The sequence below is a fragment of the Streptomyces sp. NPDC043685 genome, assembly GCF_056436585.1.
On sequence record NZ_JBWKCH010000012.1, the window covers coordinates 175,725 to 200,756 of the forward strand.

Genomic DNA, 25,032 nt, shown 5'->3' on the forward strand with positions numbered 1-25,032 from the left:
AGGACAACGGAACAGGAGTCGCCGGGTGACGGGTACGGACGTGCAGAAGGAAGCAGAGGACTCGGGACCCAGCGGCTACGCGGCGGCCCGGCTGCGTCTCCTCACCGAGGAGGCGCGGTCCGGGCCGCCGCGCCGTGCGGCCCTGGCCGACCTCACCGACGAATGGCTGACCGGCCTGTTCGCGGCGGGTTCGGAGGGGCTGCGCGGTGCCTCCCTGGTCGCCGTCGGCGGCTACGGACGCGGTGAGCTGTCCCCGCGCAGCGACCTGGACCTGCTCTTGCTGCACGACGGGAGCGACACCAAGGCGGTCGCCGCCCTCGCCGACCGGCTCTGGTACCCCGTCTGGGACCTGGGCCTGGACCTCGACCACTCCGTGCGCACACCCGCCGAGGCCCGCAAGACCGCCGGCGAGGACCTCAAGGTGCAGCTCGGCCTGCTGGACGCCCGGCACATCGCCGGCGACCTCGGCCTCACCTCCTCGCTGCGCACGGCCGTCCTGGCCGACTGGCGCAACCAGGCGCCCAAACGCCTCCCGGAACTCCAGGAACTGTGCGCCGAGCGCGCCGAACGCCAGGGCGAGTTGCAGTACCTGCTGGAGCCCGACCTCAAGGAGGCCCGCGGCGGGCTGCGGGACGCCACCGCCCTGCGCGCCGTCGCCGCCTCCTGGCTCGCCGACGCCCCCCGCGAGGGTCTCGCCGACGCCCGGCGCCGCCTCCTCGACGTCCGGGACGCCCTGCACCTGGCCACCGGGCGCGCGACCGACCGGCTCGCCCTCCAGGAGCAGGACCAGGTGGCCGCCGAGCTCGGCCTGCTCGACGCGGACGCCCTGCTGCGCCAGGTGTACGAGGCGGCCCGGCTCGTCTCGTACGCCAGCGACGTCACCTGGCGCGAGGTGGGGCGCGTGCTGCGCTCACGCGCCGTGCGGCCCCGGCTGCGCGCCATGCTGGGCGGCGGGAAGCCGACCGCCGAGCGGTCCCCGCTGGCCGAGGGCGTGGTAGAGCAGGACGGCGAGGTGGTGCTCGCCCGCGCCGCGCGCCCCGAACGCGACCCGGTGCTGCCGCTGCGCGCCGCGGCCGCCGCCGCCCAGGCCGGACTCCCGCTCTCCCTGCACGCCGTACGGCGCCTGGCGGCCACCGTGCGCCCGCTGCCCGCACCCTGGCCCGCCGAGGCCCGCGAACAGCTCGTCACCCTGCTCGGCTCCGGCCGCCCCACCATCGAGGTGTGGGAGGCGCTGGAGGCCGAGGGGCTGATCACCCGGCTGCTGCCCGACTGGGAGCGGGTGCGCTGCCGTCCGCAGCGCAACGCCGTGCACCTGTGGACCGTCGACCGGCACCTGATCGAGACGGCGGTGCGCGCCTCCGAGTTCACCCGCCGGGTCAGCCGCCCCGACCTGCTGCTGGTCGCCGCGCTGCTGCACGACATCGGCAAGGGCTGGCCGGGGGACCACTCGGTCGCCGGCGAGATCATCGCCAAGGACGTGGCCGCCCGCATCGGCTTCGACCGCCACGACGTGAGCGTCATCGCCGCCCTCGTACGGCACCACCTGCTGCTCATCGACACCGCCACCCGGCGTGACCTGGAGGATCCGGCCACCGTGCGCTCCGTCGCCGAGGCCGTCGGCTCCCAGGGCACCCTGGAGCTGCTGCACGCGCTCACCGAGGCCGACGCGCTCGCGACCGGCCCGGCGGCCTGGTCGTCCTGGCGCGGCTCGCTCGTCGCCGACCTGGTCAAACGGGTCTCGGCGGTGCTCGCCGGGGACGCCCCGGACGACCCCGAGGAGGCCGCGCCCACCGCCGAGCAGGAGCGGCTCGCCCTGGAGGCGGCGGCGACGGGCAGCCCGGTCCTCTCGCTGCGGGCCCAGACCGAGCCGCCCGCCGGGCAGGAGCCGTCCGGCGACCCCGAGCCCCTCGGTGTGGAGCTGCTCATCGCCGTACCCGACCAGCCCGGGGTGCTGCCCGCGGTGGCCGGAGTCCTCGCCATGCACCGGCTGACCGTGCGCACCGCCGAGCTGCGTTCCGTGCACCTGCCGGACGGCCTCGACGGCTCCGTGCTGCTGCTGGACTGGCGGGTCGCCGCCGAGTACGGCTCGCTGCCGCAGGCCGCCCGGCTGCGCGCGGACCTGGTCCGGGCCCTGGACGGCTCCCTGGACATCGCCGGCCGCCTCGCCGAACGGGACGCGGCCTATCCGCGCCGCCGGGGCGTGATCGCGCCGGCGGCCCGGGTCTCCGTCCACCCGGCCGCCTCCCGGCTGGCCACCGTCATCGAGGTCCGCTCCCAGGACGCGCCCGGGCTGCTGTTCCGCATCGGCCGCGCCCTGGAGGACGCGACCGTACGGGTGCGCAGCGCGCACGTCTCCACGCTCGGCGCCAACGCCGTCGACGCCTTCTACGTGACCGGGCCGGAGGGCGCGCCCCTGCCGGGGGACGAGGCGGCCTCGGTGGCGCGGAAGCTGGAGGAGACACTGCGGGGGTGAGGCCGACCCGGCGACTTGTCGCGCCGGGATACCCTGGAGGGCGATTCCCAGTAGCCACCGACCCCGAGGACCGCGAGCGCCGTGTTCGATACTCTCTCCGATCGCCTCTCAGCGACCTTCAAGAACCTGCGCGGCAAGGGACGGCTCTCCGAGGCGGACATCGACGCCACGGCGCGCGAGATCCGGATCGCGCTCCTCGAGGCGGACGTGGCGCTCCCGGTCGTGCGGACGTTCATCAAGAACGTCAAGGAGCGTGCCCTCGGCGCCGAGGTCTCCAAGGCGCTGAACCCGGCCCAGCAGGTTCTGAAGATCGTCAACGACGAGCTCGTCACGATCCTGGGCGGCGAGACCCGGCGCCTGCGCTTCGCCAAGCAGCCGCCCACCGTGATCATGCTGGCGGGTCTTCAGGGTGCCGGTAAGACCACCCTCGCGGGCAAGCTCGGCCACTGGCTGAAGGAGCAGGGCCACTCGCCGCTGCTCGTCGCCTGTGACCTCCAGCGCCCCAACGCCGTCAACCAGCTCAGCGTGGTCGCCGAGCGTGCCGGTGTCGCGGTCTACGCCCCCGAGCCGGGCAACGGCGTCGGTGACCCGGTCAAGGTCGCCAAGGACTCCATCGAGCACGCGAAGACCAAGGTCCACGACATCGTGATCGTGGACACCGCCGGCCGCCTCGGCATCGACCAGGAGATGATGCAGCAGGCCGCGGACATCCGCGACGCCGTCTCCCCGGACGAGATCCTGTTCGTCGTCGACGCGATGATCGGCCAGGACGCGGTCAACACCGCCGAGGCCTTCCGCGACGGCGTCGGCTTCGACGGCGTGGTGCTCTCCAAGCTCGACGGCGACGCCCGCGGTGGTGCCGCCCTGTCGATCCGGCAGATCACCGGCAAGCCGATCATGTTCGCCTCCAACGGCGAGAAGCTCGACGACTTCGACGCGTTCCACCCTGACCGGATGGCCTCCCGCATTCTCGACATGGGTGACCTGCTCACCCTGATCGAGCAGGCGGAGAAGACGTTCAGCCAGGAAGAGGCCGAGAAGATGGCCTCCAAGCTGGCGTCCAAGAAGGGCCAGGACTTCACCCTGGACGACTTCCTGGCCCAGATGGAGCAGGTCCGCAAGATGGGCTCCATCTCCAAGCTGCTCGGCATGCTGCCGGGCATGGGCCAGATGAAGGAGCAGATCCAGAACCTCGACGAGCGCGACGTCGACCGCACGGCCGCCATCATCAAGTCGATGACCCCGGCCGAGCGCCAGGAGCCGACGATCATCAACGGCTCGCGCCGCGCCCGGATCGCCAAGGGCTCCGGCGTCGAGGTCAGCGCCGTGAAGAACCTGGTCGAGCGGTTCTTCGAGGCCCGCAAGATGATGTCCCGCATGGCCCAGGGCGGCGGCATGCCCGGGATGCCGGGGATGCCCGGCATGGGCGGCGGTCCCGGCCGGACCAAGAAGAAGCAGAAGCAGGCCAAGGGCAAGCAGCGCTCCGGCAACCCGATGAAGCGCAAGCAGCAGGAGCAGGAGGAGGCCGCCCGCCGGGCCGCCGCTGCCGAGGGCGGCGGCGCCTTCGGGCTGCCCCAGCAGGGCGCCAAGGACTTCGAACTCCCCGACGAGTTCAAGAAGTTCATGGGCTGACGGTTCGTCCTGGAAAGCCGCTGAGGGCGCCCCTTCGAGGAGGGCGCCCTCAGCGGCTTTTCCGGCGGTTCACGTCAGCCGTTCACGGACTTCCCGATGTACGGCTCACCGTCCTCCCAAGGACGCTGCCGCGCTGCCGGTGTGAGCGTCAGGGCGTCCGGGCGATCAGGTACCGGAACACGTTCGGCATCCACACCGTGCCGTCCTGGCGCTGGTGCGGGTGCAGGGCCTCGGTGAGCTCCTTGTCCACCTGCACCTGGTCGGTCGCCGTCATCGCCGCGTCGAACAGGCCGGTCGACTTCAGCCCGCGCACCGCGCTGTCCACGTCGGCGTAGCCGAAGGGGCAGGCCACCCGGCCCGAGCCGTCCGGTTTCAGCCCGGCCCGCCGCGCGACGTCCTCCAGATCGTCGCGCAGGGCCGGACGCCAGCTGCCCGAGGTGCGTTCCGGCTCCGCCAGCTTCGTGGCCACCCGCATCACCGACGCCGTGGCGCAGCGTTCCGGCGGGCCCCAGCCGGCCAGCACCACGGCCGCGCCCCGCTCGGCGAGCGGTGTCGCCTCCGTGAGCTGCCCGCTGAGCCCCTCCGAGTCGCCCGCCAGGCACCCGATCGGCTCGAACGCCGTCAGCAGGGTGTAGCCCGCGGCGCCGGGCCTGCCGGCGTCCCGGGGCGATCCGTCGACCAGCCGCGTGCCCGTACGCGCACGCGTGCCCGACGCCTCGGGGAGCAGCCGCTCCCGCGCCAGGGCCATTCTTTCGGGGGATGCGTCGACACCGGTGACCGCCGCTCCCCGGGCGGCGGCCATCAGCAGGGCGAGTCCGGAACCGCAGCCGAGGCCGAGCAGCCGCGTGGTGGGACCCACCTCCAGTCGCTCGTAGACGGCCTCATAGAGCGGCACGAGCATCCGCTCCTGGATCTCGGACCAGTCACGCGCGCGTGCACGCACATCCACGCGGGGTGCGGCCCCCGCATGAGGCAGGTGCTGCCGCACGAGCGTTGGTGTCATAAGTAAGCGCCCCAATCCGCCGAGAGTTGCCTCTTGCCCGATTCCATGGCCCCCGTGACAGTGCGCTCGCACTCCCCCCGTATGCCAGGAAACTCCCCCCTCGACCCGCCGTCCAGTGGAATGCGGCAGGGCTTGTGAGATGTCATGTGCCTATGGCGAGATTTCACATTCCGGTAACCGTGGTCGGCCGATCACGCGGTGACCGTACGGTGTCCGGTCGCCGAGGACGGGCCGGTGCCGGACGACGGGGAGCCGCCCGGTAACGTCGCGGTCGTGGCACGCGCTTACCAAGACACGGCACCCGCACGCGCGGCGGGGCACAAGGTGACCGGAACGCCTCTTGCGTCCCGGCGGACTCCCGCCGCCCCGGCGCGCGCGGTCGGCCTACGCGCCGGCGCGTAGCGAGAAGTACGCACCACCTTGTGGTGAGCTGTGAGGCTTCTCCACAGATCAGCGCACCCGCCCTCGTCGGGACGCATCAGAGGCAACTGACGGGTACGTGCAAATTATTTGGGATGGCCCGGAATCGGAACACTGGGGCACCCCGGCTCGTTGTCATTACGTGAGCACGACACAGACACCACCTGTTCTCGCCGCAGAGCTGGCACAGGCGTGGGCCGACATTCAGCGGTACCACCCCGAGCTGCCCGACCTTGCCGCGCCAGAGTCCCTGATCGGGGAGTCGTCGTCCGCGTGCGGTCACGAACTCTCCTTCGAGCGACTGCTCCATGAGGCAGTCCATGGCATCGCCGCCGCGCGCGGCGTCCGCGACACCTCCCGTGCCGGCCGCTACCACAACCGCAGATTCCTCGCGATCGCCGAGGAGCTGGGCCTGGACCACCCCGAGGAACCGCATCCCAGCAGCGGTTTCTCCCTGGTCACGCTCACCCCCGAGGCGAAGCGCCGCTACCGCCCGACCATGGAGCGCCTCCAGCGCGCCCTGAAGGCCCACACCGCCGCGACCTCCTCCGACACCTCGCGCACCTTCCGGGGCCCGGCCGCCCGTCACGGCTCCTCCGGCGGCGGCGTCCGCGTCAAGGCGGTGTGCGACTGCGGCCGCAACGTCCGGGTCGTCCCCTCGGTCCTGGCCCAGGCGCCCATCGTCTGCGGCGGCTGCGGCAAGCCGTTCCGGATCCCGGACGTCGTGGGAGCGGTCGCGAGCTGACGCCCCCCACCGGCATCTCGTGGCTGCCGGTCTGCGGCGCAGGGCTCGGACCGTGACGCGCACCCGTCGTGCCTCACCGCCGCGCCGGGTGCGCCGTCGGCGTGCCCGGACGACGGTTCCCGCCCCCGGCCCGGAGGGGCCCTCGGGGTGTGGCACAATGGCTAGCTGTACTCGACAGCCGCACAGGAACCCTCTCGCCTCCGGCTGACGCGTCCATCGGGCACTCGGGTACCGCAACCCCACGCGGCATTCTCGCCGTGCCCAACCACGTCAAATCCAGGAGAACCCACTCCCGTGGCAGTCAAGATCAAGCTGAAGCGTCTGGGCAAGATCCGTTCGCCTCACTACCGCATCGTCGTCGCCGACTCCCGCACCCGTCGTGACGGCCGTGCGATCGAGGAGATCGGCAAGTACCACCCGACGTACAACCCGTCGGTCATCGAGGTCGACGCGGACCGTGTCGCGTACTGGCTGGGTGTCGGCGCGCAGCCGACCGAGCCCGTGCTCGCCATCCTCAAGAAGACCGGCGACTGGCAGAAGTTCAAGGGCGAGCCGGCTCCGGCCCCGCTCCTGACGCAGCCCGAGAAGGCCGCGCGTCCGTCGTTCGAGGCCATCGGCGGCGACGACGAGGGCAAGGGTGAGGCGATCACCCAGAAGAAGAAGGCTGAGAAGAAGGACGACGCTGCCGCTGAGTCCGCTTCGACCGAGGCCTGAGCATGCTCGAGGAGGCTCTCGAGCACCTCGTGAAGGGCATCGTCGACAACCCTGACGATGTGCAGGTCGCCTCGCGCAACCTGCGTCGCGGCCGCGTGCTCGAGGTCCGGGTTCACCCGGACGACCTCGGCAAGGTGATCGGCCGCAACGGCCGCACCGCACGCGCCCTGCGTACCGTCGTGGGCGCCATCGGCGGTCGCGGAGTCCGCGTCGACCTGGTCGACGTGGATCACGTCCGCTGACGCTTGACGCAACCGGCTCGGGCCGGGGAAGGCCTGAGGGCCGTCCCCGGCCCGTCGCTGTATGACAGGAGAGTTGGACACGTGCAGCTGGTAGTCGCACGGATCGGCCGTGCCCATGGCATCAAGGGTGAGGTCACCGTCGAGGTACGGACCGACGAGCCCGAGCTGAGGCTCGCCCCCGGTGCCGTGCTCGCCACCGACCCCGCCTCCGCGGGGCCCCTCACCATCGAGACGGGCCGCGTCCACAGCGGCCGCCTCCTGCTGCGCTTCGAGGGCGTCAGCGACCGCACCGGCGCCGAAGCCCTGCGCAACATCCTCCTCATCGCGGAGATCGACCCGGAGGAACTGCCCGAGGGCGAGGACGAGTACTACGACCACCAGCTCATGGACCTCGACGTGGTCACCGCCGACGGCACCGAGGTCGGCCGCATCACGGAGATCTCCCACCTGCCCACCCAGGACCTGTTCATCGTGGAGCGCCCCGACGGCAGCGAGGTGATGATCCCCTTCGTCGAGGAGATCGTCGCCGAGATCGACCTGGAGGAGCAGAAGGCCGTCATCACCCCGCCCCCGGGGCTGATCGACGACCGCGCCGAGATCGCCTCCAGCCGGGACGACTCCTGATGCGCCTCGACGTCGTCACGATCTTCCCGGAGTACCTCGAACCGCTGAACGTCTCCCTCGTCGGCAAGGCACGCGCGCGTGGACAGCTCGACGTGCACGTCCACGACCTGCGGTCCTGGACCTACGACCGGCACAACACCGTCGACGACACCCCCTACGGCGGCGGCCCCGGCATGGTCATGAAGACCGAGCCGTGGGGGGACGCGCTGGACTCCGTCCTGGCCGACGGCTACGAGAAGGGCTCCCGGGAGCCCACCCTGATCGTGCCCACGCCCAGCGGCCGCCCCTTCACCCAGGACCTCGCCGTCCACCTCTCCGAGCGCCCCTGGCTGATCTTCACGCCGGCCCGCTACGAGGGCATCGACCGGCGCGTCGTCGACGAGTACGCGACCCGGATGCCCGTCCACGAGGTGTCCATCGGCGACTACGTCCTGGCCGGCGGCGAAGCGGCCGTCCTGGTCGTCACCGAGGCCGTGGCGCGGCTGCTGCCTGGCGTCCTCGGCAACGCCGAGTCCCACCGCGACGACTCCTTCGCGCCCGGCGCCATGGCGAACCTCCTGGAGGGGCCCGTCTACACCAAGCCGCCCGGGTGGCGCGGCCGGGACATCCCCGACGTGCTGCTCAGCGGCCACCACGGCAAGATCGCCCGCTGGCGCCGCGACGAGGCCCTCAAGCGCACCACCACCCACCGGCCCGACCTCATCGAGCGCTGCGACCCCAAGGCCTTCGACAAGAAGGACCGCGAGATGCTCTCCATCCTGGGCTGGGCCCCGGATCCGGCGGGGGAGCCGTACGGCCGATTTTGGCGCAGGACCGACGGCGTGGAAGAATAACCAGCTGTTGTGCGTCCGTCCGGCGTGCGCCCCTGCCACAGGGGGAGACGACGTCCGTCCGACCCGCACACACCTGATCCCGAAAAACCTAGTTTCCGTTGATGACCTGTGGCATCAGCGAGGAAAGCAGACGAAATGTCTCACCTGCTCGACACCGTCGACTCCGCGTCGCTGCGCGACGACGTCCCCGCCTTCCGTCCGGGCGACACCGTCAACGTGCACGTCCGCGTCATCGAGGGCAACCGCTCCCGTGTGCAGCAGTTCAAGGGCGTCGTGATCCGCCGCCAGGGCTCCGGCGTGCGCGAGACCTTCACGGTCCGCAAGGTCTCCTTCTCCGTCGGCGTCGAGCGCACCTTCCCGGTGCACACCCCGATCGTCGAGAAGATCGAGCTCGTCACCAAGGGTGACGTCCGCCGCGCCAAGCTGTACTACCTCCGTGAGCTGCGCGGCAAGGCCGCGAAGATCAAGGAGAAGCGCGAGAACTGAGCGCTTTCCGGGGTTCGCGCCGGGGCCGGATAGCATCTGGCTCCGATGGACACCGAAGCACAGCCGACGGAGCGCGACCGCTCCTCCCGCCCTTCCGGTTCCGAGGCGACGACCTCGGAGGCCGCGGGGCCGGAGGACCGGTCGCGTTTCGCGTTGGTGGCGCGGGCCGGCTCATGGGTGCCGGGCGGCCGCATCACCCTCACTCTGCTGGTCTGCCTGGTCTTCCTGCTGCTGCTCAGCACCTTCGTGCTGCGCCCGTTCCAGATCCCCAGCGGATCCATGGAGCCCGCATTGAGGATCGGCGACCGGGTTCTCGTAAATAGGTTGGCGTACCGTTTCGGGGCCGCGCCGCAGCGGGGAGACATCGTCGTGTTCGACGGGACCGGGTACTTCGGGCACGCGGACTACATCAAACGCGTTGTCGGTGTGGGGGGAGACCACGTGGTCTGCTGCGACAGCGAGGGGAGGATCCAGGTGAACGGGCGGCCGGTCGACGAGTCGGGCTTCCTGCACCACGGCGACAGCCCGTCCGCGGTGTCCTTCGACGTCGTCGTGCCCGACGGCACCCTGTTCGTCCTCGGCGACCACCGCAGCGACTCCAGCGACTCCCGCGACCACCTGGGCTCGCCCGGCGGCGGCATGATCCCCGTGGGCGAGGTGATCGGCCGCGCCGACGGGATCGTCTGGCCCTTCGGCCACGCCATCCGGCTGCACCGGCCCACCGCCTACGCGCGCGTGCCCGCCGCGGCCGGGGAGGGCGCCCATGGGTAACCGCGGCAAACCGCGCGGCGTCCCTGCGGGCCCCGCGGAGAACCTGCTGCCCACCGGCGCCCGGCGCGCCGCCGGACCGTCGGGAAGCGGCCGTACCCGTGCCGAGCGCCGCAAACTCCAGCGCAAGGTCAAGCGGCGCCGCAGGCGCGGTGCCGTCAAGGAGATACCGCTCCTCGTCGGCGTCGCCGTCCTGATAGCGCTGGTGCTGAAGACCTTCCTCGTCCAGGCCTTCGTCATCCCGTCCGGCTCCATGGAGCAGACGATCCAGATCGGCGACCGCGTCCTGGTCGACAAGCTCACCCCGTGGTTCGGCTCCAGGCCGCAGCGCGGGGACGTCGTCGTCTTCAAGGACCCCGGCGGCTGGCTCCGGGACGAGCAGCCCACCACGCAGAAGTCCGACCCCGTCGTCGTCAAGCAGGTCAAGGAAGGGCTCACCTTCATCGGCCTGCTGCCGTCCGAGAACGAGAAGGACCTCATCAAGCGGGTCGTCGGCGTCGGCGGCGACCGGGTCAAGTGCTGTGACACGCAAGGGCGTGTCACCGTCAACGGCGTCCCGCTGAACGAGGACTACCTCTACCCCGGGGCCGCCCCGTCGGACACGCCGTTCGACATCACCGTCCCGCAGGGGCGGTTGTGGGTGATGGGCGACCACCGGAACAACTCCGCGGACTCGCGCGCCCACCAGGACACCGACTACGGGGGCACGGTCTCCGAGGACGAGGTGGTGGGCCGCGCCATGGTCATCGCCTGGCCCTTCGGCCACTGGAACATGCTGGAGGAGCCGAATACGTACGCCTCCGTGTCCGACTCGGCCACCGGGTCGACCGCTGCTCCCGAACTGTCGCATAGGGTTGCCCCCTACGATGCGAACGGAACGATCCAGCTCCCGACCCCTGCGGAACTCCCGCTCGTTATGGGAGTGGTGGGCCTGCGCCGCATCGGTGGCAGGCGGCGGCAGAGAGTGAGGAGTTGGCGTGGGGGATGTGGCGGTTGGCGCACGGTCCGGACACGATGGCGAGGAGCATCGCGGACGTCCCGCGGAATCCGCCGTCCCGGCCGCGGACAGCGCCGTGACCCCCGGGAATGACTCCGGGGCGGCCGAGGGCGACAGGGTGACGGGCGAGGACACGACAGCCGAGGGCCAGGGACCGGGCGGTACGGCCCGGACACCCAAGAAGCCGCGCTCCTTCTGGAAGGAGCTGCCGATCCTGATCGGTATCGCGCTGGTACTGGCGCTGCTGATCAAGACGTTCCTGGTGCAGGCCTTCTCCATCCCGTCCGACTCGATGCAGAACACCCTCCAGCAGGGTGACCGCGTCCTGGTCGACAAGCTCACCCCCTGGTTCGGCTCCGAGCCCGAGCGCGGCGAAGTCGTGGTCTTCCACGACCCGGACAACTGGCTGGCGGGCGAGCCGACCACGGACCCGAACGCCCTGCAGGCCTTCCTCAGCTGGATCGGCCTCATGCCGTCCGCCGAGGAGAAGGACCTCATCAAGCGCGTCATCGGCGTCGGCGGCGACACCATCCAGTGCAAGGGCACCGGCCCGCTCACGGTCAACGGCAAGGCGCTGAACGAGCAGGACTACGTCTACGCCGGGAACACCCCGTGCAGCCAGGACGACCAGGGCGGCGTGTTCAAGGTGAAGGTCCCCGAGGGCTACATCTGGGTCATGGGCGATCACCGGCAGAACTCGCGGGACTCGCGCTACAACCAGGCCGACAAGCACCACGGCATGGTCCCGGTGAAGGACGTCGTCGGACGCGCCGTCGTCGTCGCCTGGCCGATCAACCGGTGGGCGACCCTGCCGGTGCCGGACACCTTCGACCAGTCCGGGCTGAACGCCCAGCCGGCCGCCGGCGGGCTGCCCGTCGCGCCGCAGGGCCTGGCCCTGGCCGGTGTGGTGCCGGTGGTGTGGTGGCGTCGCCGCAAGCAGTGATCCCGGCCATGGGCTGACCCCGGCCGGTACCCCCGGGTAGGGTGCGGACCCATGGGTGGCGAGAGCATGACGCACACGGCCCCGCGCAGCGGTGGCCCGAGCACGGGCCCGGTGGGCAGCCGGACCGGACAGCGCTTGTCCGGGCTGGCCGTCGCACTGGGCCTCGTGCTGTTCCTGGGCGGTTTCGCCTGGGGAGCGGTGGTCTACCGGCCGTACACGGTCCCCACCAGCTCCATGACCCCGACGATCGACGCGGGCGACCGGATTCTGGCGCAGCGCGTCGACGGCGCCGAGGTGCGCCGCGGTGACGTCGTCGTCTTCAAGGACGCGACCTGGGCCAACGCGCCCATGGTCAAGCGCGTGGTCGCGGTCGGCGGTGACACGGTCTCCTGCTGCCAGGACGGCAGGCTGAAGGTCAACGGCAGGGAGATCGACGAAACGTACCTGCCCAAGGGCACACCGGCCGAGATGAGCAACTTCCCGACCGTGACCGTCCCCGAGGGCCGTCTGTTCCTGCTCGGCGACGAGCGGGGCAACTCCGTCGACTCCACCGCCCATCTGACCGACGCCGCCAGCGGCACGGTGGCGCGCTCCGCCGTGGACGCCCGCGTCGACTCCGTCGTGTGGCCGATGAAGGGCATGCTGGAGCGCCCCACCGGCTTCGAGGCCCTCGGCACCCTCTCCTCGCCCGGACCGCTGCGGACGATCGTCCTCCTCGTGGTCGCCGGTGCCGTGCTCGTGCTCGGCGGAGGCGCCTACGGGCCCATCGCCAAGCGCACCGGGGCCGCCCGGGCCCGACGGGAGAGCACGGAGCCCGCGGGTGTCCGCTGAGGCCGTGGCGGCCGGCCAGGACCCCCACGAGGGCGGGCTGCGCAAGGTCGCCCGGGTCGTGCTGCTCGACCCGCAGGACCGCATCCTGCTGCTGCACGGGCACGAGCCGGACGATCCGGCCGACGACTGGTGGTTCACGCCCGGCGGGGGAGTGGAGGGCGCCGAGACACGTCGACAGGCCGCTCTGCGGGAACTCGCCGAGGAGACGGGCATCACCGAGGCCGAGGTCGAGCTCGGTCCGGTGCTCTGGCGGCGCAGGTGCTCTTTCCCGTTCGCCGGCCGCCGCTGGGACCAGGACGAGTGGTACTACCTGGCCCGTACGGACCGCACGGCGGTCGCCGCCACGGGGCTGACCGAGCTGGAACGGCGCAGTGTCGCCGGAGCGCGCTGGTGGACGTGTCCGGAACTGAGCCGGGCACATGAGACGGTGTATCCGACCAGACTCGCCGGGCTGCTGCGCACGCTGCTCGACGAAGGTCCCCCGGCCAGGCCCGTCATCCTTGACCCGGAAATCGTCTAGGGGCTCACGGGACTGGCGCACAATGGGGGGATCGCACGGCTGAAGGGGAACATGCCATGAGCGCCGAGGACCTCGAGAAGTACGAGACCGAGATGGAGCTGAAGCTCTACCGGGAGTACCGCGATGTCGTCGGTCTGTTCAAATACGTGATCGAGACCGAGCGGCGCTTCTACCTGACCAACGACTACGAGATGCAGGTGCACTCGGTCCAGGGTGAGGTGTTCTTCGAGGTCTCCATGGCGGATGCCTGGGTGTGGGACATGTACCGGCCGGCACGGTTCGTGAAGCAGGTCCGGGTGCTCACGTTCAAGGACGTGAACATCGAGGAGCTGAACAAGAGCGATCTGGAGCTGCCGAGTGGGTGACGGAGTTATCCACAATCGCTGAGTCGCCCACCAAGATCCACTTCTTGGGGGCGGCTGCGTGATCGTTGGCGCCGGAGGTGGTGCCGACATGAACGCACATCTGGCCCGCAGCGCCATGGGCAGGTACGGGGAGAGCCTGGCCGCACGACGGCTGGCCGAGGCCGGTCTGACGGTCATCGAGCGCAACTGGCGCTCCGGCCGCGCCGGCGAGATCGACATCGTGGCCAGGGACGGGGACGTCCTGGTCGTCTGCGAGGTGAAGACCCGCAGGGAGAGTCCCTTCGAGCACCCGATGGCCGCCGTGACCCCGCAGAAGGCGGAGCGGCTGCGTGACCTCGCCGAGCGGTGGATCCAGGCACACGGGGGCGCGCCGCCCGGCGGCGTCCGCATCGACGTGGTCGGGGTGCTGCTGCCGGCCCGCGGCGCCGCCGTGGTCGAGCATGTGCGGGGGGTGGCCTGAATGGCATTCGCCCGTACGTGTTCGGTGGCACTGGTCGGTGTCGAAGGCGTGGTCGTCGAGGTCCAGGCCGACCTCGAACCCGGCGTCGCGGCCTTCACGCTGGTGGGACTGCCCGACAAGAGCCTCACCGAGAGCAAGGACCGGGTGCGTGCCGCGGTCGTCAACTCGGGTGCCGCCTGGCCCCAGAAGAAACTCACGGTCGGGCTGAGCCCGGCCTCGGTGCCCAAGTCGGGCAGCGGCTTCGACTTGGCCGTCGCGGCAGCCGTCCTCGGCGCGGGGGAGCGCATCGACCCGCGGGTCCTGGCCGACATCGTGATGATCGGCGAACTGGGGCTGGACGGGCGGGTGCGGCCGGTGCGGGGCGTGCTGCCCGCGGTGCTGGCGGCGGCCGACGCGGGCTACGAGCAGGTGGTGGTGCCCGAGTGCGCCGCCGCCGAGGCGTCCCTCGTGCCGGGGGTGTCGGTGCTGGGCGTCCGCAGTCTGCGGCAGCTGATCGCCGTCCTGGCCGACGAGCCCGTGCCGGACGAGGAGCGCGACGAGGAGGGCCGCCCGGACCCGCTCCTGGCCGGGCTGCGCGTGCCGGGCACCGGCGCCGCCACGGGTATGCACAGCGTCGGCGCGGCCCAGCACGACCACGGTCACGACCTGGCGGACGTCGTCGGCCAGACGTCGGCCCGTACGGCCGTGGAGGTGGCAGCGGCGGGCGGGCACCACCTCTTCCTCGAGGGGCCGCCCGGTGCCGGCAAGACGATGCTCGCGGAGCGGCTGCCGGCCATCCTGCCCCGGCTCGGCCGGCAGGAGTCGCTGGAGGTCACCGCCGTCCACTCGGTGGCCGGCCTGCTGCCCCCGGGCAAGCCGCTGATCGACGTCGCCCCCTACTGCGCCCCGCATCACTCCGCCACGATGCAGGCGCTCGTCGGCGGCGGCCCGGGCATCGCGCGGCCCGGGGCGGTGTCGCTGTCCCATCGCGGTGTGCTGTTCCTGGACGAGACACCGGAATTCAACAGCCGGGCCCTGGACGCCCTGCGGCAGCCGCTGGAGGCGGGGCACGTGGTGATCGCGCGCAGCGCGGGAGTCGTGCGCTTCCCGGCGAAGTTCCTGATGGTCCTCGCGGCGAACCCCTGCCCGTGCGGCCGGTTCTCCCAGCGGGACGACCTGTGCGAGTGCCCGCCCTCGGCGGTCCGCCGCTACCAGGCCCGGCTGTCCGGGCCGCTGCTCGACCGGGTCGACCTGCGCGTCGAGGTGGACCGTGTCACCCGTGCACAGCTCACCGCCGGCGCCCGGGGAGAGGCGACCGCGGCGGTCGCCGACCGGGTGCGGGCGGCCCGGGAGCGGGCCGCGGAGCGCCTCGCCGGCACGCCCTGGTGCACGAACAGCGAGGTGCCGGGCCGGGAGCTGCGCAGTCGCTGGTACGCGATGCCCGGAGCGATGGACGAGGCCGAGCGGAACCTGGAACGGGGCGTCCTGACCGCCCGGGGACTCGACCGCGTCCTGCGTGTGGCCTGGACCGTCGCCGACCTCGTCGGCCACGACCGGCCCGACGCGACGGACGTCGCCCTCGCGCTCCAGCTGCGCACCGGAGTGCCGCGAGGCGTCCCCATGGCCCTCGGGGCACTGACATGACCCTCGCCGACGCACCGGACGCCGAGCTGCTCGACCGTGTCCTGCTCACCCGGGTCATCGAGCCCGGAGACGAGACCGGAGGGAGGTGGGTACGGGAGTTCGGGGTCAGGGAGGTGGTGCGGCGGCTGAGGGAGGACCGGGCCGCGCTGCCGGGGGCGAGCGCGAAGCGGTGGGCCGGGCTGGTGGCCAGGGCCGAGGCCGCCCGGCCACGCCGGGATCTGGAGACCGCCCGGGACGCCGGAGTGCGGTTCGTGTGCCCCGCGGGGGCGGAGTGGCCGGGGCAGCTGGACGATCTCGGGGACGCCCGCCCCCTTGGGCTGTGGGTGCGCGGGCGGCCCAGCCTGCGCATGTGGGCACTGAGGTCGGTCGCCGTGGTCGGCGCCCGGGCCTGCACCGAGTACGGGGCCCACATGGCCGCGACCCTCGCCGCCGGGCTCGCCGAGCAGGGCTGGGTGGTGGTGTCCGGCGGCGCCTACGGAGTCGACGGCGCCGCCCACCGCGGGGCGCTCGGTGCCGGCGGGGCCACCGTCGCCGTCCTCGCCTGCGGTGTCGACCGGCCCTACCCCCGCGGCCACACCAGGTTGATCGGGAGGATCGCGGAACAGGGCCTGGTGATCGGCGAGCTGCCGCCCGGCGAGCACCCGACCCCGAGCCGGTTCATCCTGCGGAACCGCGTGATCGCGGCGCTCACCCGCGGCACCGTGGTCGTCGAAGCCGCCCACCGCAGCGGTTCCCTGGTCACCGCGCGGGCGGCGCAGCGCCTCCGCCGGCACACGATGGGCGTGCCGGGCCCGGCCACCAGCGGGCTCTCCGCCGGAGTGCACGATCTGCTGCGCGGAGAGGCATCCCTGGTCACCGACGTCGCGGACGTCGTCGAACTGGTCGGTGACATCGGTGAGCTGGCGCCCGACCGGCGCGGCCCGGTCCTGCCCCGGGACCTGCTGGAACCGGCCGCCCGGCAGGTGCTCGCCGCGCTGCCGGGGCGTGGGGCGGCCCGGCCGGACGAGATCGCCCGCTCCGCCCAGACGGCGCAGGACGACGCGATCGCGAGACTGTACGAACTCCGAGCACTCGGTTACGTCGAACGACACGGCGACGGCTGGAAGTTGACACGCCAGGCGGTGATGTCGGTCCGCGACGGCCGCGGGCCGTGTTGACCGTCTGTGTTCGGCCGTCCGGGGGAACCCCGACATCCCTTGGAAATGCGCCCAGTTGGGCCTCTCGGGTGATCACGCGGAGCGACCGGACCGCCCCGGAGAGACGTCCTGAGGAACGTATCTGTGCCCGCCTCGACCGCCGCCCTTCGCGCACCGCGACTCCGCAGTCACGCTACGCTCACGAGGATCCCGACACGGACAGGCAACTCGACATCAGACAGACAGCTCACCCCAGCAGCACCCCTGCGCAGCAGAACGGCACAAGGCGACGAATGCCCCAGCACACCTCCGGGTCCGACCGGGCGGCGATCCCCCCAACCGCCCGTGACGGTGGCAGCGTGCGACCGCCCGCTCCCTCGACGCTCGACGAGCTGTGGCGGTCGTACAAGGCGACGGGGGACGAGCGGCTGCGGGAGCAACTGATCCTGCACTACTCGCCCCTCGTGAAGTACGTCGCGGGACGGGTCAGTGTGGGCCTGCCGTCCAACGTCGAGCAGGCGGACTTCGTCTCGTCCGGGGTGTTCGGGCTGATCGACGCGATCGAGAAGTTCGACATCGACCGGGAGATCAAGTTCGAGACGTACGCGATCACCCGGATCCGCGGCGCCATGATCGACGAACTCCGGGCGCTGGACTGGATCCCCCGCTCGGTGCGTCAGAAGGCGCGCAACGTGGAGCGGGCGTACGCCACGCTGGAGGCGCGGCTGCGGCGGACGCCGTCCGAGGGTGAGGTGGCCTGCGAGATGGGCATCGCCGTCGAGGAACTCCACGCGGTGTTCAGCCAGTTGTCGCTGGCCAACGTGGTCGCCCTGGAGGAGCTGCTGCACGGGAGCGGTGAGGCCGGCGACGGGCTCAGTGTGATGGACACGCTGGAGGACACCGCCGCCGACAACCCCGTCGAGGTCGCCGAGGACCGGGAGCTGCGGACGTTCCTGGCGCGGGCGATCAACACCCTGCCCGACCGGGAGAAGACCGTGGTCACGCTGTACTACTACGAGGGCCTCACCCTGGCCGAGATCGGGAACGTGCTGGGCGTGACCGAGAGCCGGGTCAGCCAGATCCACACCAAATCGGTCCTCCAGCTGAGAGCGAAACTGGCGAGCTTCGGTCGCTGACCTGGCAGGACGCCCTCGGTTCGGCAGCAACCACTCCCGTCGCGCGGGGCTCGTCCGTAGAGTGTTGACGTGCCAAGGATTCGAGCGGCCTCCGTGGCCGAGCACCGGTCGATGCAGCGAGCCGCCCTGCTGGACGCGGCTCGTTCCCTGTTGTCCGAGGGCGGTACGGAGGCGCTGAGCTTCCCGGCCCTCGCCGAGCGGACGGGCCTCGCGCGATCGTCCGTCTACGAGTACTTCCGCTCCCGCGCGGCCGTGGTCGAGGAGCTGTGCGCGGTCGACTTCCCGGTCTGGGCGGCGGAGGTGTCGGCGGCGATGGAGCGGGCGGGGACGGCGGAGGCCAAGGTCGAGGCGTATGTGCGGCAGCAGCTGGAGCTGGTCGGTGACCGGCGGCACCGGGCCGTCGTCGCGATCTCCGCGAGTGAACTCGACGCGGGGGCGCGGGAGAAGATCCGCGCGGCGCACGGCGGGCTGATCGCGATGATCGTCGAGGCGCTGGGCGAGCTGGGGCACGCGCAGCCCAGGCTGGCGGCGATGCTGCTCCAGGGCGTCGTGGACGCGGCGGTGCGGAGGATCGAACTGGGGGCGGCGGAGGAACCGGCCGCCATCACCGACGCGGCCGTGTCCATGGCTCTGCGGGGTGTGCGGGGCTGAGGGCGGTGTTCGTCGGCCGTTTCAGCCGGGCTCGTGGGCCTGTGCGTTCGATCCCGTCCTGTTGTGCGTCGTGGGCGGCCGCCAAGGCCTGAGCGGACGAGATCCGGCGGACGAGAGCCGGCTTCGCGGGCCCTTGTCCGCCGACACGGGCGCACGGCAGTCGGTGTCGTGGGCCCTCCCCACCGGCCCGTTCGGCCCCGAGCCGGTATCGCGCGGCCCTGGCCCCCAGCCCCGTGCGGCCGAACGGCGTGCCCGCCTGCGGCTACGCGAGCGGGAGGAGTCTCGACGGGCCCCTGTGCAGGAGCCATGGGGGTAGAAGGGACAGCGGGTTCAGGTACGTCTCGCCGCGCCGCAGGCCCCAGTGCACGCAGGTGGCCGTGCAGTGCGAGCCGCTCGCGTCCACCGTGCCGATCACCTCGCCCGGTTCCACCTCCCGGCCCTCCTCGACCGAGGCCGTCACCGGTTCGTAGGTCGTGCGCAGCGGCGGATCGCCTGTGCCCTTGAGGTCCACCGAGACGACTCCCTTGCCTGCCACACGGCCCGCGAAGGAGACCCGGCCCGCTGTCACCGCCCGCACGGGTGTTCCCGCGGGTGCCGCGAGATCCACACCCCGGTGGCCGGGGCCGTAGACGGTCGCCGGGGGCTCCCAGCCCCGCAGGACCGGGGGGTGGAGGCCGACGGGCCAGGCCCGGCCGATCGCCGGCACGGTGGGGTCGGCCGCAGGCGCGTCCGCCGCGAACAGCGGTGGTGGCGGGGCCAGCAGGGCCGTCGCCGTGACGATCAGCAGCAGGATCAGCCGGGTACAGACCCGCACACATCGGTTCGCTCGCATGCGGACAGCGTCCCGGAGTCCCCGCATCGCCGCTCAGGGCTGTGGGCCGTCGCCCGCTTGTGGACAACGGCGTCACCCGGCACTCCACGGGTCCCGTACACTTCTGGTGGCGATCCGAGTCATCGGGTCGACTTCGCACGCCCCGATACGAACCCCGGCAACGGGCCCGTATCAGCGTCCCTCGGTCCCTCGTGGAACGGCGCGCAGTGGGCGTCAGGCGCGGAAGCCGTCCGGCATCCGCGGCACAACCGAGAAAATCAAGGAGATACGGCCATGGCCGTCGTCACGATGCGGGAGCTGCTGGAGAGCGGCGTCCACTTCGGTCACCAGACCCGTCGTTGGAACCCGAAGATGAAGCGCTTCATCTTCACGGAGCGCAACGGCATCTACATCATCGACCTGCTCCAGTCGCTGTCGTACATCGACCGCGCCTACGAGTTCGTCAAGGAGACCGTCGCCCACGGCGGCACGGTCATGTTCGTCGGCACGAAGAAGCAGGCGCAGGAGGCCATCGCCGAGCAGGCCACCCGCGTCGGCATGCCCTACGTCAACCAGCGCTGGCTGGGCGGCATGCTCACCAACTTCTCGACCGTCTACAAGCGTCTGCAGCGCCTCAAGGAGCTCGAGCAGATCGACTTCGAGGACGTCGCCGCGTCCGGTCTGACCAAGAAGGAGCTTCTCGTGCTCTCGCGCGAGAAGGCCAAGCTGGAGAAGACCCTCGGCGGTATCCGCGAGATGCAGAAGGTGCCCAGCGCCGTCTGGATCGTGGACACCAAGAAGGAGCACATCGCCGTTGGTGAGGCCCGGAAGCTGAACATCCCGGTCGTCGCGATCCTCGACACCAACTGCGACCCCGACGAGGTCGACTACAAGATCCCGGGCAACGACGACGCGATCCGCTCCGTCACCCTGCTCACCCGCGTCATCGCCGACGCCGTCGCCGAGGGCCTCATCTCCCGCAGCGGTGTCGCCACCGAGGGCAAGGGTGAGAAGGCCGCGGGCGAGCCGCTGGCCGAGTGGGAGCGCGACCTGCTCGAGGGCGAGAAGAAGGCCGACGAGGCCGCCCCCGCCGCTGAGGCCGAGGCCGCTCCGGCCGCTGAGGCCGAGGCCGCCCCCGCCGCTGAGGCCGAGGCTGCTCCGGCCGCCGAGGCCGAGGCGCCGGCCGAGGGCGAGAAGCCGGCCGAGGCCGAGCAGGCCTGACCCGTCAGTCCCGTGGTGACGGCGGGAGCGGTACTGCATCCACCAGCGCCCTCGGCGCGGTGAAGTCCGCTCCCGCCGTTCACCCGTAGGTCAGCGGAAGGACAGCGCCCTCAGGCTCCATGAGGGCGCGGCCGCAGGATCCGCAGATCGTCGATCTTCCAGACTTCGAGAGAGATTCACAGACTCATGGCGAACTACACCGCCGCCGACGTCAAGAAGCTCCGTGAGCTCACGGGCGCCGGCATGATGGACTGCAAGAAGGCGCTGGACGAGGCCGAGGGCAACGTCGAGAAGGCCGTCGAGGCGCTCCGCATCAAGGGCCAGAAGGGCGTCGCCAAGCGCGAGGGCCGCTCCGCCGAGAACGGTGCCGTCGTCTCGATCATCGCCGACGACAACTCCTCCGGTGTCCTGGTCGAGCTGAAGTGCGAGACGGACTTCGTCGCCAAGGGTGACAAGTTCCAGGCCGTGGCCAAGACCATCGCCGAGCACGTCGCGAAGACCTCCCCGGCCGACCTCGAGGCCCTGCTCGCCTCCGAGATCGAGGCCGGCAAGACCGTCCAGGCGTTCGTGGACGAGGCCAACGCCAACCTGGGCGAGAAGATCGTCCTGGACCGCTTCGCGCAGTACGCCGACGGCTTCGTCACCGCGTACATGCACCGCACGATGCCCGACCTGCCCCCGCAGATCGGTGTCCTCGTCGAGCTGGACAAGCCGAACGCGGAGATCGCCAAGGGCGTCGCCCAGCACATCGCCGCCTTCGCGCCGAAGTACCTCTCCAAGGAGGACGTGCCGGCCGAGGTCGTCGAGTCCGAGCGCCGCGTCGCCGAGGAGACCACCCGCGCCGAGGGCAAGCCCGAGGCCGCCCTGCCGAAGATCGTCGAGGGTCGCCTCAACGGCTTCTTCAAGGACGCCACGCTGCTCGGCCAGCCGTACGCGCTCGACAACAAGAAGTCCGTCCAGAAGGTCCTGGACGAGGCCGGTGTCACCCTGAAGCGCTTCACGCGCATCAAGGTCGGCATCTGAGTCCGTACCGCGCTCGACGCCCGACCCCTATAGGGTCGACAGCAGTCGTCCGCGTACGCCGTCACATGGGTGGCGGACGACAGCAGATCTGACGAGGAGGCCATTGCCGTATGGGATGCGAACCACGCCCCACCGGCAATGGCCTCTTCGGTATGTGCAACACGTGAAAGAGGCGGGATCCCCCATGACCACCAAGGCCCAGAAGAGCGACGACGGCAAAGTACGCGGCCGGTTTCTGCTGAAGCTGTCCGGAGAGGCCTTCTCCGGTGGCGGCGGCCTTGGCGTCGACCCCGACGTGGTGCACAAGATCGCCCGCGAGATCGCGGCCGTCGTGCGCGACGGCGCCCAGATCGCGGTCGTCATCGGCGGCGGCAACTTCTTCCGCGGTGCCGAACTCCAGCAGCGCGGCATGGACCGGGCCCGCTCCGACTACATGGGCATGCTCGGCACGGTCATGAACTGCCTCGCCCTCCAGGACTTCCTGGAGAAGGTGGGCGTGGAATGCCGTGTGCAGTCCGCCATCACCATGGGGCAGGTCGCCGAGCCGTACATCCCGCTGCGCGCCGTACGGCACCTGGAGAAGGGCCGTGTGGTCATCTTCGGCGCCGGTATGGGCATGCCGTACTTCTCCACCGACACCACCGCCGCCCAGCGCGCCCTGGAGATCGACGCCGAGGCGCTGCTGATGGGCAAGAACGGCGTGGACGGGGTCTACGACTCCGACCCGAAGACCAACCCGGACGCGGTGAAGTTCGATCACCTCGGCTACGGCGAGGTCATCACGCGCGATCTGAAGGTCGCCGACGCCACGGCCGTGACGCTGTGCCGCGACAACAAGCTCCCGATCGTGGTCTTCGAGCTGCTGGCGGAGGGCAACATCGCACGCGCCGTCAAGGGTGAGAAGATCGGCACGCTGGTGGGGGACCCCGGCAGCCGGGACTGAGTTTCCCGAGAACAACCCCGTCCGGGGGATGGACGGGACGGAGCCGGGCCGGGGGATGGACAATGTCCCGCCGGTCGGGAACCGTGCAGGAAGAAGACGCGACGCAGCCGGCCGCCGCCCCACATGGAACCGCAGCCGGGCCTACTCAAGACACGCAGGAGCAAGTGGTGATCGAAGAGACCCTCCTCGAGGCCGAGGAGAAGATGGAGAAGGCCGTCGTGGTCGCCAAGGAGGACTTCGCCGCGATCCGCACCGGCCGTGCGCACCCGGCGATGTTCAACAAGATCGTGGCCGACTACTACGGCGCGCCGACCCCGATCAACCAGCTGGCCTCGTTCTCGGTGCCCGAGCCGCGCATGGCCGTGGTGACCCCGTTCGACAAGAGCGCGCTGCGCAACATCGAGCAGGCCATCCGCGACTCCGACCTGGGCGTCAACCCGAGCAACGACGGCAACATCATCCGGGTGGTGTTCCCCGAGCTGACCGAGGAGCGCCGCCGGGAGTACATCAAGGTGGCCAAGAGCAAGGGTGAGGACGCCAAGGTCTCCATCCGCTCCGTGCGCCGCAAGGCCAAGGACGCCATCGACAAGATGATCAAGGATGGCGAGGTCGGCGAGGACGAGGGCCGCCGTGCGGAGAAGGAGCTCGACGACACCACCGCGAAGTACGTCGCGCAGGTGGACGAGCTCCTGAAGCACAAGGAAGCGGAGCTGCTCGAGGTCTGATGAACGACTCTTCCTGGGGGGCGCCGCCACAGGCCGGCTACTGGGGGCCTCCTGACCACGGGCATGGTCAGGGGCACGTCCAGGGCGCGGGCCACGGGCACGTCCAGGGGGCCGCTCCGGCGGGTCCCGCATACGATGCGTATGAAGCGCCTCAGACTCGCCCCATGCCCATCGTGCCCGACGTGACCGACTTCGGCGGAAACCAGGATGACGACCGGGGGGCCGCTCGGCTGAGCGGCCCCCCGGTCCGAAACGACACGAATCCGGAGCCCATGCCCGACGCCTCGCAGCCGGCGCCCAAGCCGCCGAAGAAGAGCGCGGGGCGCGACCTGAGTGCCGCGATAGGGGTCGGTGTCGGGCTCGGCGCGGTGATCGTCGCGTCGCTGTTCGTCGTCAAGGCCGTGTTCGTCGGCGTCGTCGCTGTGGCCGTGGTGGTGGGCCTGTGGGAGCTGACCAAGCGGCTGGAGGAGCGCAAGGGCATTCGGGCTCCTCTGGTGCCGCTCGCGCTCGGCGGTGCCGCGATGGTCGTCGCCGGGTACGTCCGTGGCGCCGAGGGCGCCTGGGTGGCGATGGCGCTCACGGCACTGGCCGTCCTGGTCTGGCGCATGACGGAACCGCCCGAGGGCTACCTGCGGGACGTCACCGCGGGCGTCTTCGCGGCGTTCTACGTGCCGTTCCTGGCGACCTTCGTCGCGATGATGCTGACCGCGGACGACGGGCCGCAGCGGGTGCTCACCTTCCTGCTGCTCACGGTCGTCAGCGACACCGGGGCGTACGCCGTCGGCTGGCGGTTCGGCCGGCACAAGCTCGCCCCGCGCATCAGCCCCGGCAAGACCCGGGAGGGCCTGATGGGCGCGGTGTCCTTCGCCATGGTCGCGGGGGCTCTGTGCATGCAGTTCCTCATCGACGACGGGGTCTGGTGGCAGGGCCTGGTGCTGGGCCTCGCGGTCGCGGTCACCGCCACGCTCGGCGACCTCGGCGAGTCCATGATCAAGCGGGACCTCGGCATCAAGGACATGGGCACGCTGCTGCCGGGCCACGGCGGCATCATGGACCGGCTCGACTCGCTGCTGCCCACGGCTCCGGTGGTGTGGCTGCTGCTCGTGCTGTTCGTGGGATCCGGCTGAGCCGTCTGCCTGCTCGACGAGCCCCTGCCCCGCCGGGCAGGGGCTCGCTGCCGTCCGGGGAGACGCCCGGGGGACCAAGTGGGACGATGCAGATGTACCTCCCAAAGGAGGCCATCATGGCCATCATCCGAGAGAGCATCGACGTCGACCGCCGCCCCGAGGAGGTCTACCAGTACGTCATGGACGCCCCGCGCATGCCGGAGTGGCAGCTGAGCGCCGTGTCGGCGGAGCGCCTCGACGAAGGGCCGGTCGGGGTGGGCACCAAGGTCCGAGTGACCCGGCACGTCGGCAGCCGTGTGATGCCGATGACCATGGAGGTCACCGAGTACGACCCGCCCCGCAGCTGGGGCATGCGCGGCGTCGACGGACCCGTCCGGGCCCAGGTGCACGGCGAGGTCGAGCCCTACGACGAGGGCCGCCGCTCGCACGTCACGATCGACATCGACCTGGAGGGCCACGGCATGGGCAAGGTCCTGGTCCCCCTCGTCGTACGCTCGCAGGTCCGCAAGGAGCTCCCGCGCAACGAGCAGCTCCTCAAGGACCGACTGGAGCACCCGGGCGGATAGCACGGCGCCGTGTC

Annotated in this window: 27 protein-coding genes; 25 read left to right on the plus strand and 2 right to left on the minus strand. The window is 71.3% G+C overall.

Features of this window, described 5'->3' with window-relative positions; all coding sequences use genetic code 11:
• The first annotated feature begins 25 nt into the window (after window positions 1-25).
• On the plus strand, window positions 26-2,473 hold the full coding sequence (locus AC0665_RS33445) for a [protein-PII] uridylyltransferase (protein ID WP_468634045.1): 2,448 nt from the start codon (window positions 26-28) through the stop codon (window positions 2,471-2,473).
• Window positions 2,474-2,554: 81 nt separating this feature from the next.
• Complete coding sequence (ffh, locus tag AC0665_RS33450) at window positions 2,555-4,105, plus strand: signal recognition particle protein (RefSeq protein ID WP_363118154.1); 1,551 nt, start codon at window positions 2,555-2,557, stop codon at window positions 4,103-4,105.
• A 148-nt stretch (window positions 4,106-4,253) separates the two neighbouring features.
• On the opposite strand, the gene AC0665_RS33455 is transcribed toward ffh, so the two are convergent.
• Window positions 4,254-5,108, minus strand: coding sequence for a methyltransferase domain-containing protein (locus AC0665_RS33455; protein ID WP_468634042.1), 855 nt, complete (start codon window positions 5,106-5,108; stop codon window positions 4,254-4,256).
• Between the two features lie 562 nt (window positions 5,109-5,670).
• Between AC0665_RS33455 and AC0665_RS33460 the strand changes: the two genes are divergently transcribed.
• The 17 genes from AC0665_RS33460 (at window position 5,671) to AC0665_RS33540 (ending at window position 18,602) form a co-directional block, all read left to right on the plus strand.
• Window positions 5,671-6,273 (plus strand): hypothetical protein, encoded by a 603-nt coding sequence (locus AC0665_RS33460; RefSeq protein WP_283970237.1) that lies wholly within the window; start codon window positions 5,671-5,673, stop codon window positions 6,271-6,273.
• Window positions 6,274-6,567: 294 nt separating this feature from the next.
• Entirely contained in the window at window positions 6,568-6,987 is a 420-nt protein-coding gene (gene rpsP, locus AC0665_RS33465; protein WP_363118152.1) for a 30S ribosomal protein S16, read from the plus strand.
• A 2-nt stretch (window positions 6,988-6,989) separates the two neighbouring features.
• On the plus strand, window positions 6,990-7,229 hold the full coding sequence (locus AC0665_RS33470) for an RNA-binding protein (RefSeq protein WP_003973401.1): 240 nt from the start codon (window positions 6,990-6,992) through the stop codon (window positions 7,227-7,229).
• A gap of 81 nt (window positions 7,230-7,310) precedes the next feature.
• Window positions 7,311-7,853 (plus strand): ribosome maturation factor RimM, encoded by a 543-nt coding sequence (rimM, locus tag AC0665_RS33475; RefSeq protein ID WP_468412981.1) that lies wholly within the window; start codon window positions 7,311-7,313, stop codon window positions 7,851-7,853.
• Window positions 7,853-8,686: a tRNA (guanosine(37)-N1)-methyltransferase TrmD gene (trmD, locus tag AC0665_RS33480; protein ID WP_478609056.1), complete on the plus strand. Its 834-nt coding sequence runs from the start codon at window positions 7,853-7,855 to the stop codon at window positions 8,684-8,686. The genes rimM and trmD overlap by 1 nt, the downstream gene beginning before the upstream one ends.
• Window positions 8,687-8,821: 135 nt before the next feature.
• Window positions 8,822-9,172 (plus strand): 50S ribosomal protein L19, encoded by a 351-nt coding sequence (gene rplS / locus AC0665_RS33485; RefSeq protein ID WP_104781421.1) that lies wholly within the window; start codon window positions 8,822-8,824, stop codon window positions 9,170-9,172.
• A 45-nt stretch (window positions 9,173-9,217) separates the two neighbouring features.
• Window positions 9,218-9,943, plus strand: a complete 726-nt coding sequence (gene lepB / locus AC0665_RS33490) for a signal peptidase I (RefSeq protein WP_468412977.1) — start codon at window positions 9,218-9,220, stop codon at window positions 9,941-9,943.
• Window positions 9,936-11,030 carry a signal peptidase I gene (gene lepB, locus AC0665_RS33495; RefSeq protein WP_363118147.1) on the plus strand — a complete coding sequence of 365 codons (1,095 nt, stop codon included), beginning with the start codon at window positions 9,936-9,938 and terminating at the stop codon, window positions 11,028-11,030. Before lepB (AC0665_RS33490) ends, lepB (AC0665_RS33495) begins: the two co-directional genes overlap by 8 nt.
• Window positions 10,918-11,880 carry a signal peptidase I gene (gene lepB / locus AC0665_RS33500; RefSeq protein ID WP_468412975.1) on the plus strand — a complete coding sequence of 321 codons (963 nt, stop codon included), beginning with the start codon at window positions 10,918-10,920 and terminating at the stop codon, window positions 11,878-11,880. Before lepB (AC0665_RS33495) ends, lepB (AC0665_RS33500) begins: the two co-directional genes overlap by 113 nt.
• A 51-nt stretch (window positions 11,881-11,931) precedes the next feature.
• Window positions 11,932-12,711 carry a signal peptidase I gene (gene lepB / locus AC0665_RS33505; protein ID WP_478609059.1) on the plus strand — a complete coding sequence of 260 codons (780 nt, stop codon included), beginning with the start codon at window positions 11,932-11,934 and terminating at the stop codon, window positions 12,709-12,711.
• Window positions 12,701-13,231 carry an NUDIX hydrolase gene (locus AC0665_RS33510; protein ID WP_363118144.1) on the plus strand — a complete coding sequence of 177 codons (531 nt, stop codon included), beginning with the start codon at window positions 12,701-12,703 and terminating at the stop codon, window positions 13,229-13,231. Before lepB (AC0665_RS33505) ends, AC0665_RS33510 begins: the two co-directional genes overlap by 11 nt.
• Window positions 13,232-13,287: 56 nt before the next feature.
• On the plus strand, window positions 13,288-13,596 hold the full coding sequence (locus tag AC0665_RS33515; protein ID WP_003993268.1) for a DUF2469 domain-containing protein: 309 nt from the start codon (window positions 13,288-13,290) through the stop codon (window positions 13,594-13,596).
• Between the two features lie 58 nt (window positions 13,597-13,654).
• Entirely contained in the window at window positions 13,655-14,056 is a 402-nt protein-coding gene (locus tag AC0665_RS33520) for a YraN family protein (protein WP_363118143.1), read from the plus strand.
• A complete protein-coding gene (locus AC0665_RS33525; RefSeq protein WP_478706460.1) occupies window positions 14,057-15,679 on the plus strand; it encodes a YifB family Mg chelatase-like AAA ATPase in 1,623 nt (540 codons plus the stop codon).
• On the plus strand, window positions 15,676-16,836 hold the full coding sequence (gene dprA, locus AC0665_RS33530) for a DNA-processing protein DprA (RefSeq protein ID WP_478706461.1): 1,161 nt from the start codon (window positions 15,676-15,678) through the stop codon (window positions 16,834-16,836). Before AC0665_RS33525 ends, dprA begins: the two co-directional genes overlap by 4 nt.
• Window positions 16,837-17,108: 272 nt before the next feature.
• A complete protein-coding gene (gene whiG / locus AC0665_RS33535; protein ID WP_478706462.1) occupies window positions 17,109-17,951 on the plus strand; it encodes an RNA polymerase sigma factor WhiG in 843 nt (280 codons plus the stop codon).
• Between the two features lie 93 nt (window positions 17,952-18,044).
• On the plus strand, window positions 18,045-18,602 hold the full coding sequence (locus AC0665_RS33540) for a TetR/AcrR family transcriptional regulator (protein WP_478706488.1): 558 nt from the start codon (window positions 18,045-18,047) through the stop codon (window positions 18,600-18,602).
• Window positions 18,603-18,864: 262 nt separating this feature from the next.
• Here the strand turns inward: AC0665_RS33540 and AC0665_RS33545 are convergent, their stop codons facing one another.
• On the minus strand, window positions 18,865-19,434 hold the full coding sequence (locus AC0665_RS33545) for a murein hydrolase activator EnvC family protein (RefSeq protein ID WP_478706463.1): 570 nt from the start codon (window positions 19,432-19,434) through the stop codon (window positions 18,865-18,867).
• Window positions 19,435-19,707: 273 nt separating this feature from the next.
• Between AC0665_RS33545 and rpsB the strand changes: the two genes are divergently transcribed.
• The 6 genes from rpsB (at window position 19,708) to AC0665_RS33575 (ending at window position 25,018) form a co-directional block, all read left to right on the plus strand.
• Window positions 19,708-20,634 carry a 30S ribosomal protein S2 gene (rpsB, locus tag AC0665_RS33550; protein WP_468412959.1) on the plus strand — a complete coding sequence of 309 codons (927 nt, stop codon included), beginning with the start codon at window positions 19,708-19,710 and terminating at the stop codon, window positions 20,632-20,634.
• A 186-nt stretch (window positions 20,635-20,820) separates the two neighbouring features.
• Entirely contained in the window at window positions 20,821-21,657 is an 837-nt protein-coding gene (gene tsf / locus AC0665_RS33555) for a translation elongation factor Ts (protein ID WP_031103424.1), read from the plus strand.
• A gap of 184 nt (window positions 21,658-21,841) precedes the next feature.
• Window positions 21,842-22,600, plus strand: coding sequence for a UMP kinase (gene pyrH / locus AC0665_RS33560; RefSeq protein ID WP_363118137.1), 759 nt, complete (start codon window positions 21,842-21,844; stop codon window positions 22,598-22,600).
• 167 nt (window positions 22,601-22,767) lie between these two features.
• Window positions 22,768-23,325, plus strand: coding sequence for a ribosome recycling factor (gene frr, locus AC0665_RS33565; RefSeq protein WP_030852124.1), 558 nt, complete (start codon window positions 22,768-22,770; stop codon window positions 23,323-23,325).
• Window positions 23,325-24,452 (plus strand): phosphatidate cytidylyltransferase, encoded by a 1,128-nt coding sequence (locus AC0665_RS33570; protein WP_478609073.1) that lies wholly within the window; start codon window positions 23,325-23,327, stop codon window positions 24,450-24,452. The genes frr and AC0665_RS33570 overlap by 1 nt, the downstream gene beginning before the upstream one ends.
• Before the next feature lie 116 nt (window positions 24,453-24,568).
• Window positions 24,569-25,018 (plus strand): SRPBCC family protein, encoded by a 450-nt coding sequence (locus AC0665_RS33575; RefSeq protein ID WP_478609076.1) that lies wholly within the window; start codon window positions 24,569-24,571, stop codon window positions 25,016-25,018.
• Window positions 25,019-25,032: the final 14 nt, after the last annotated feature.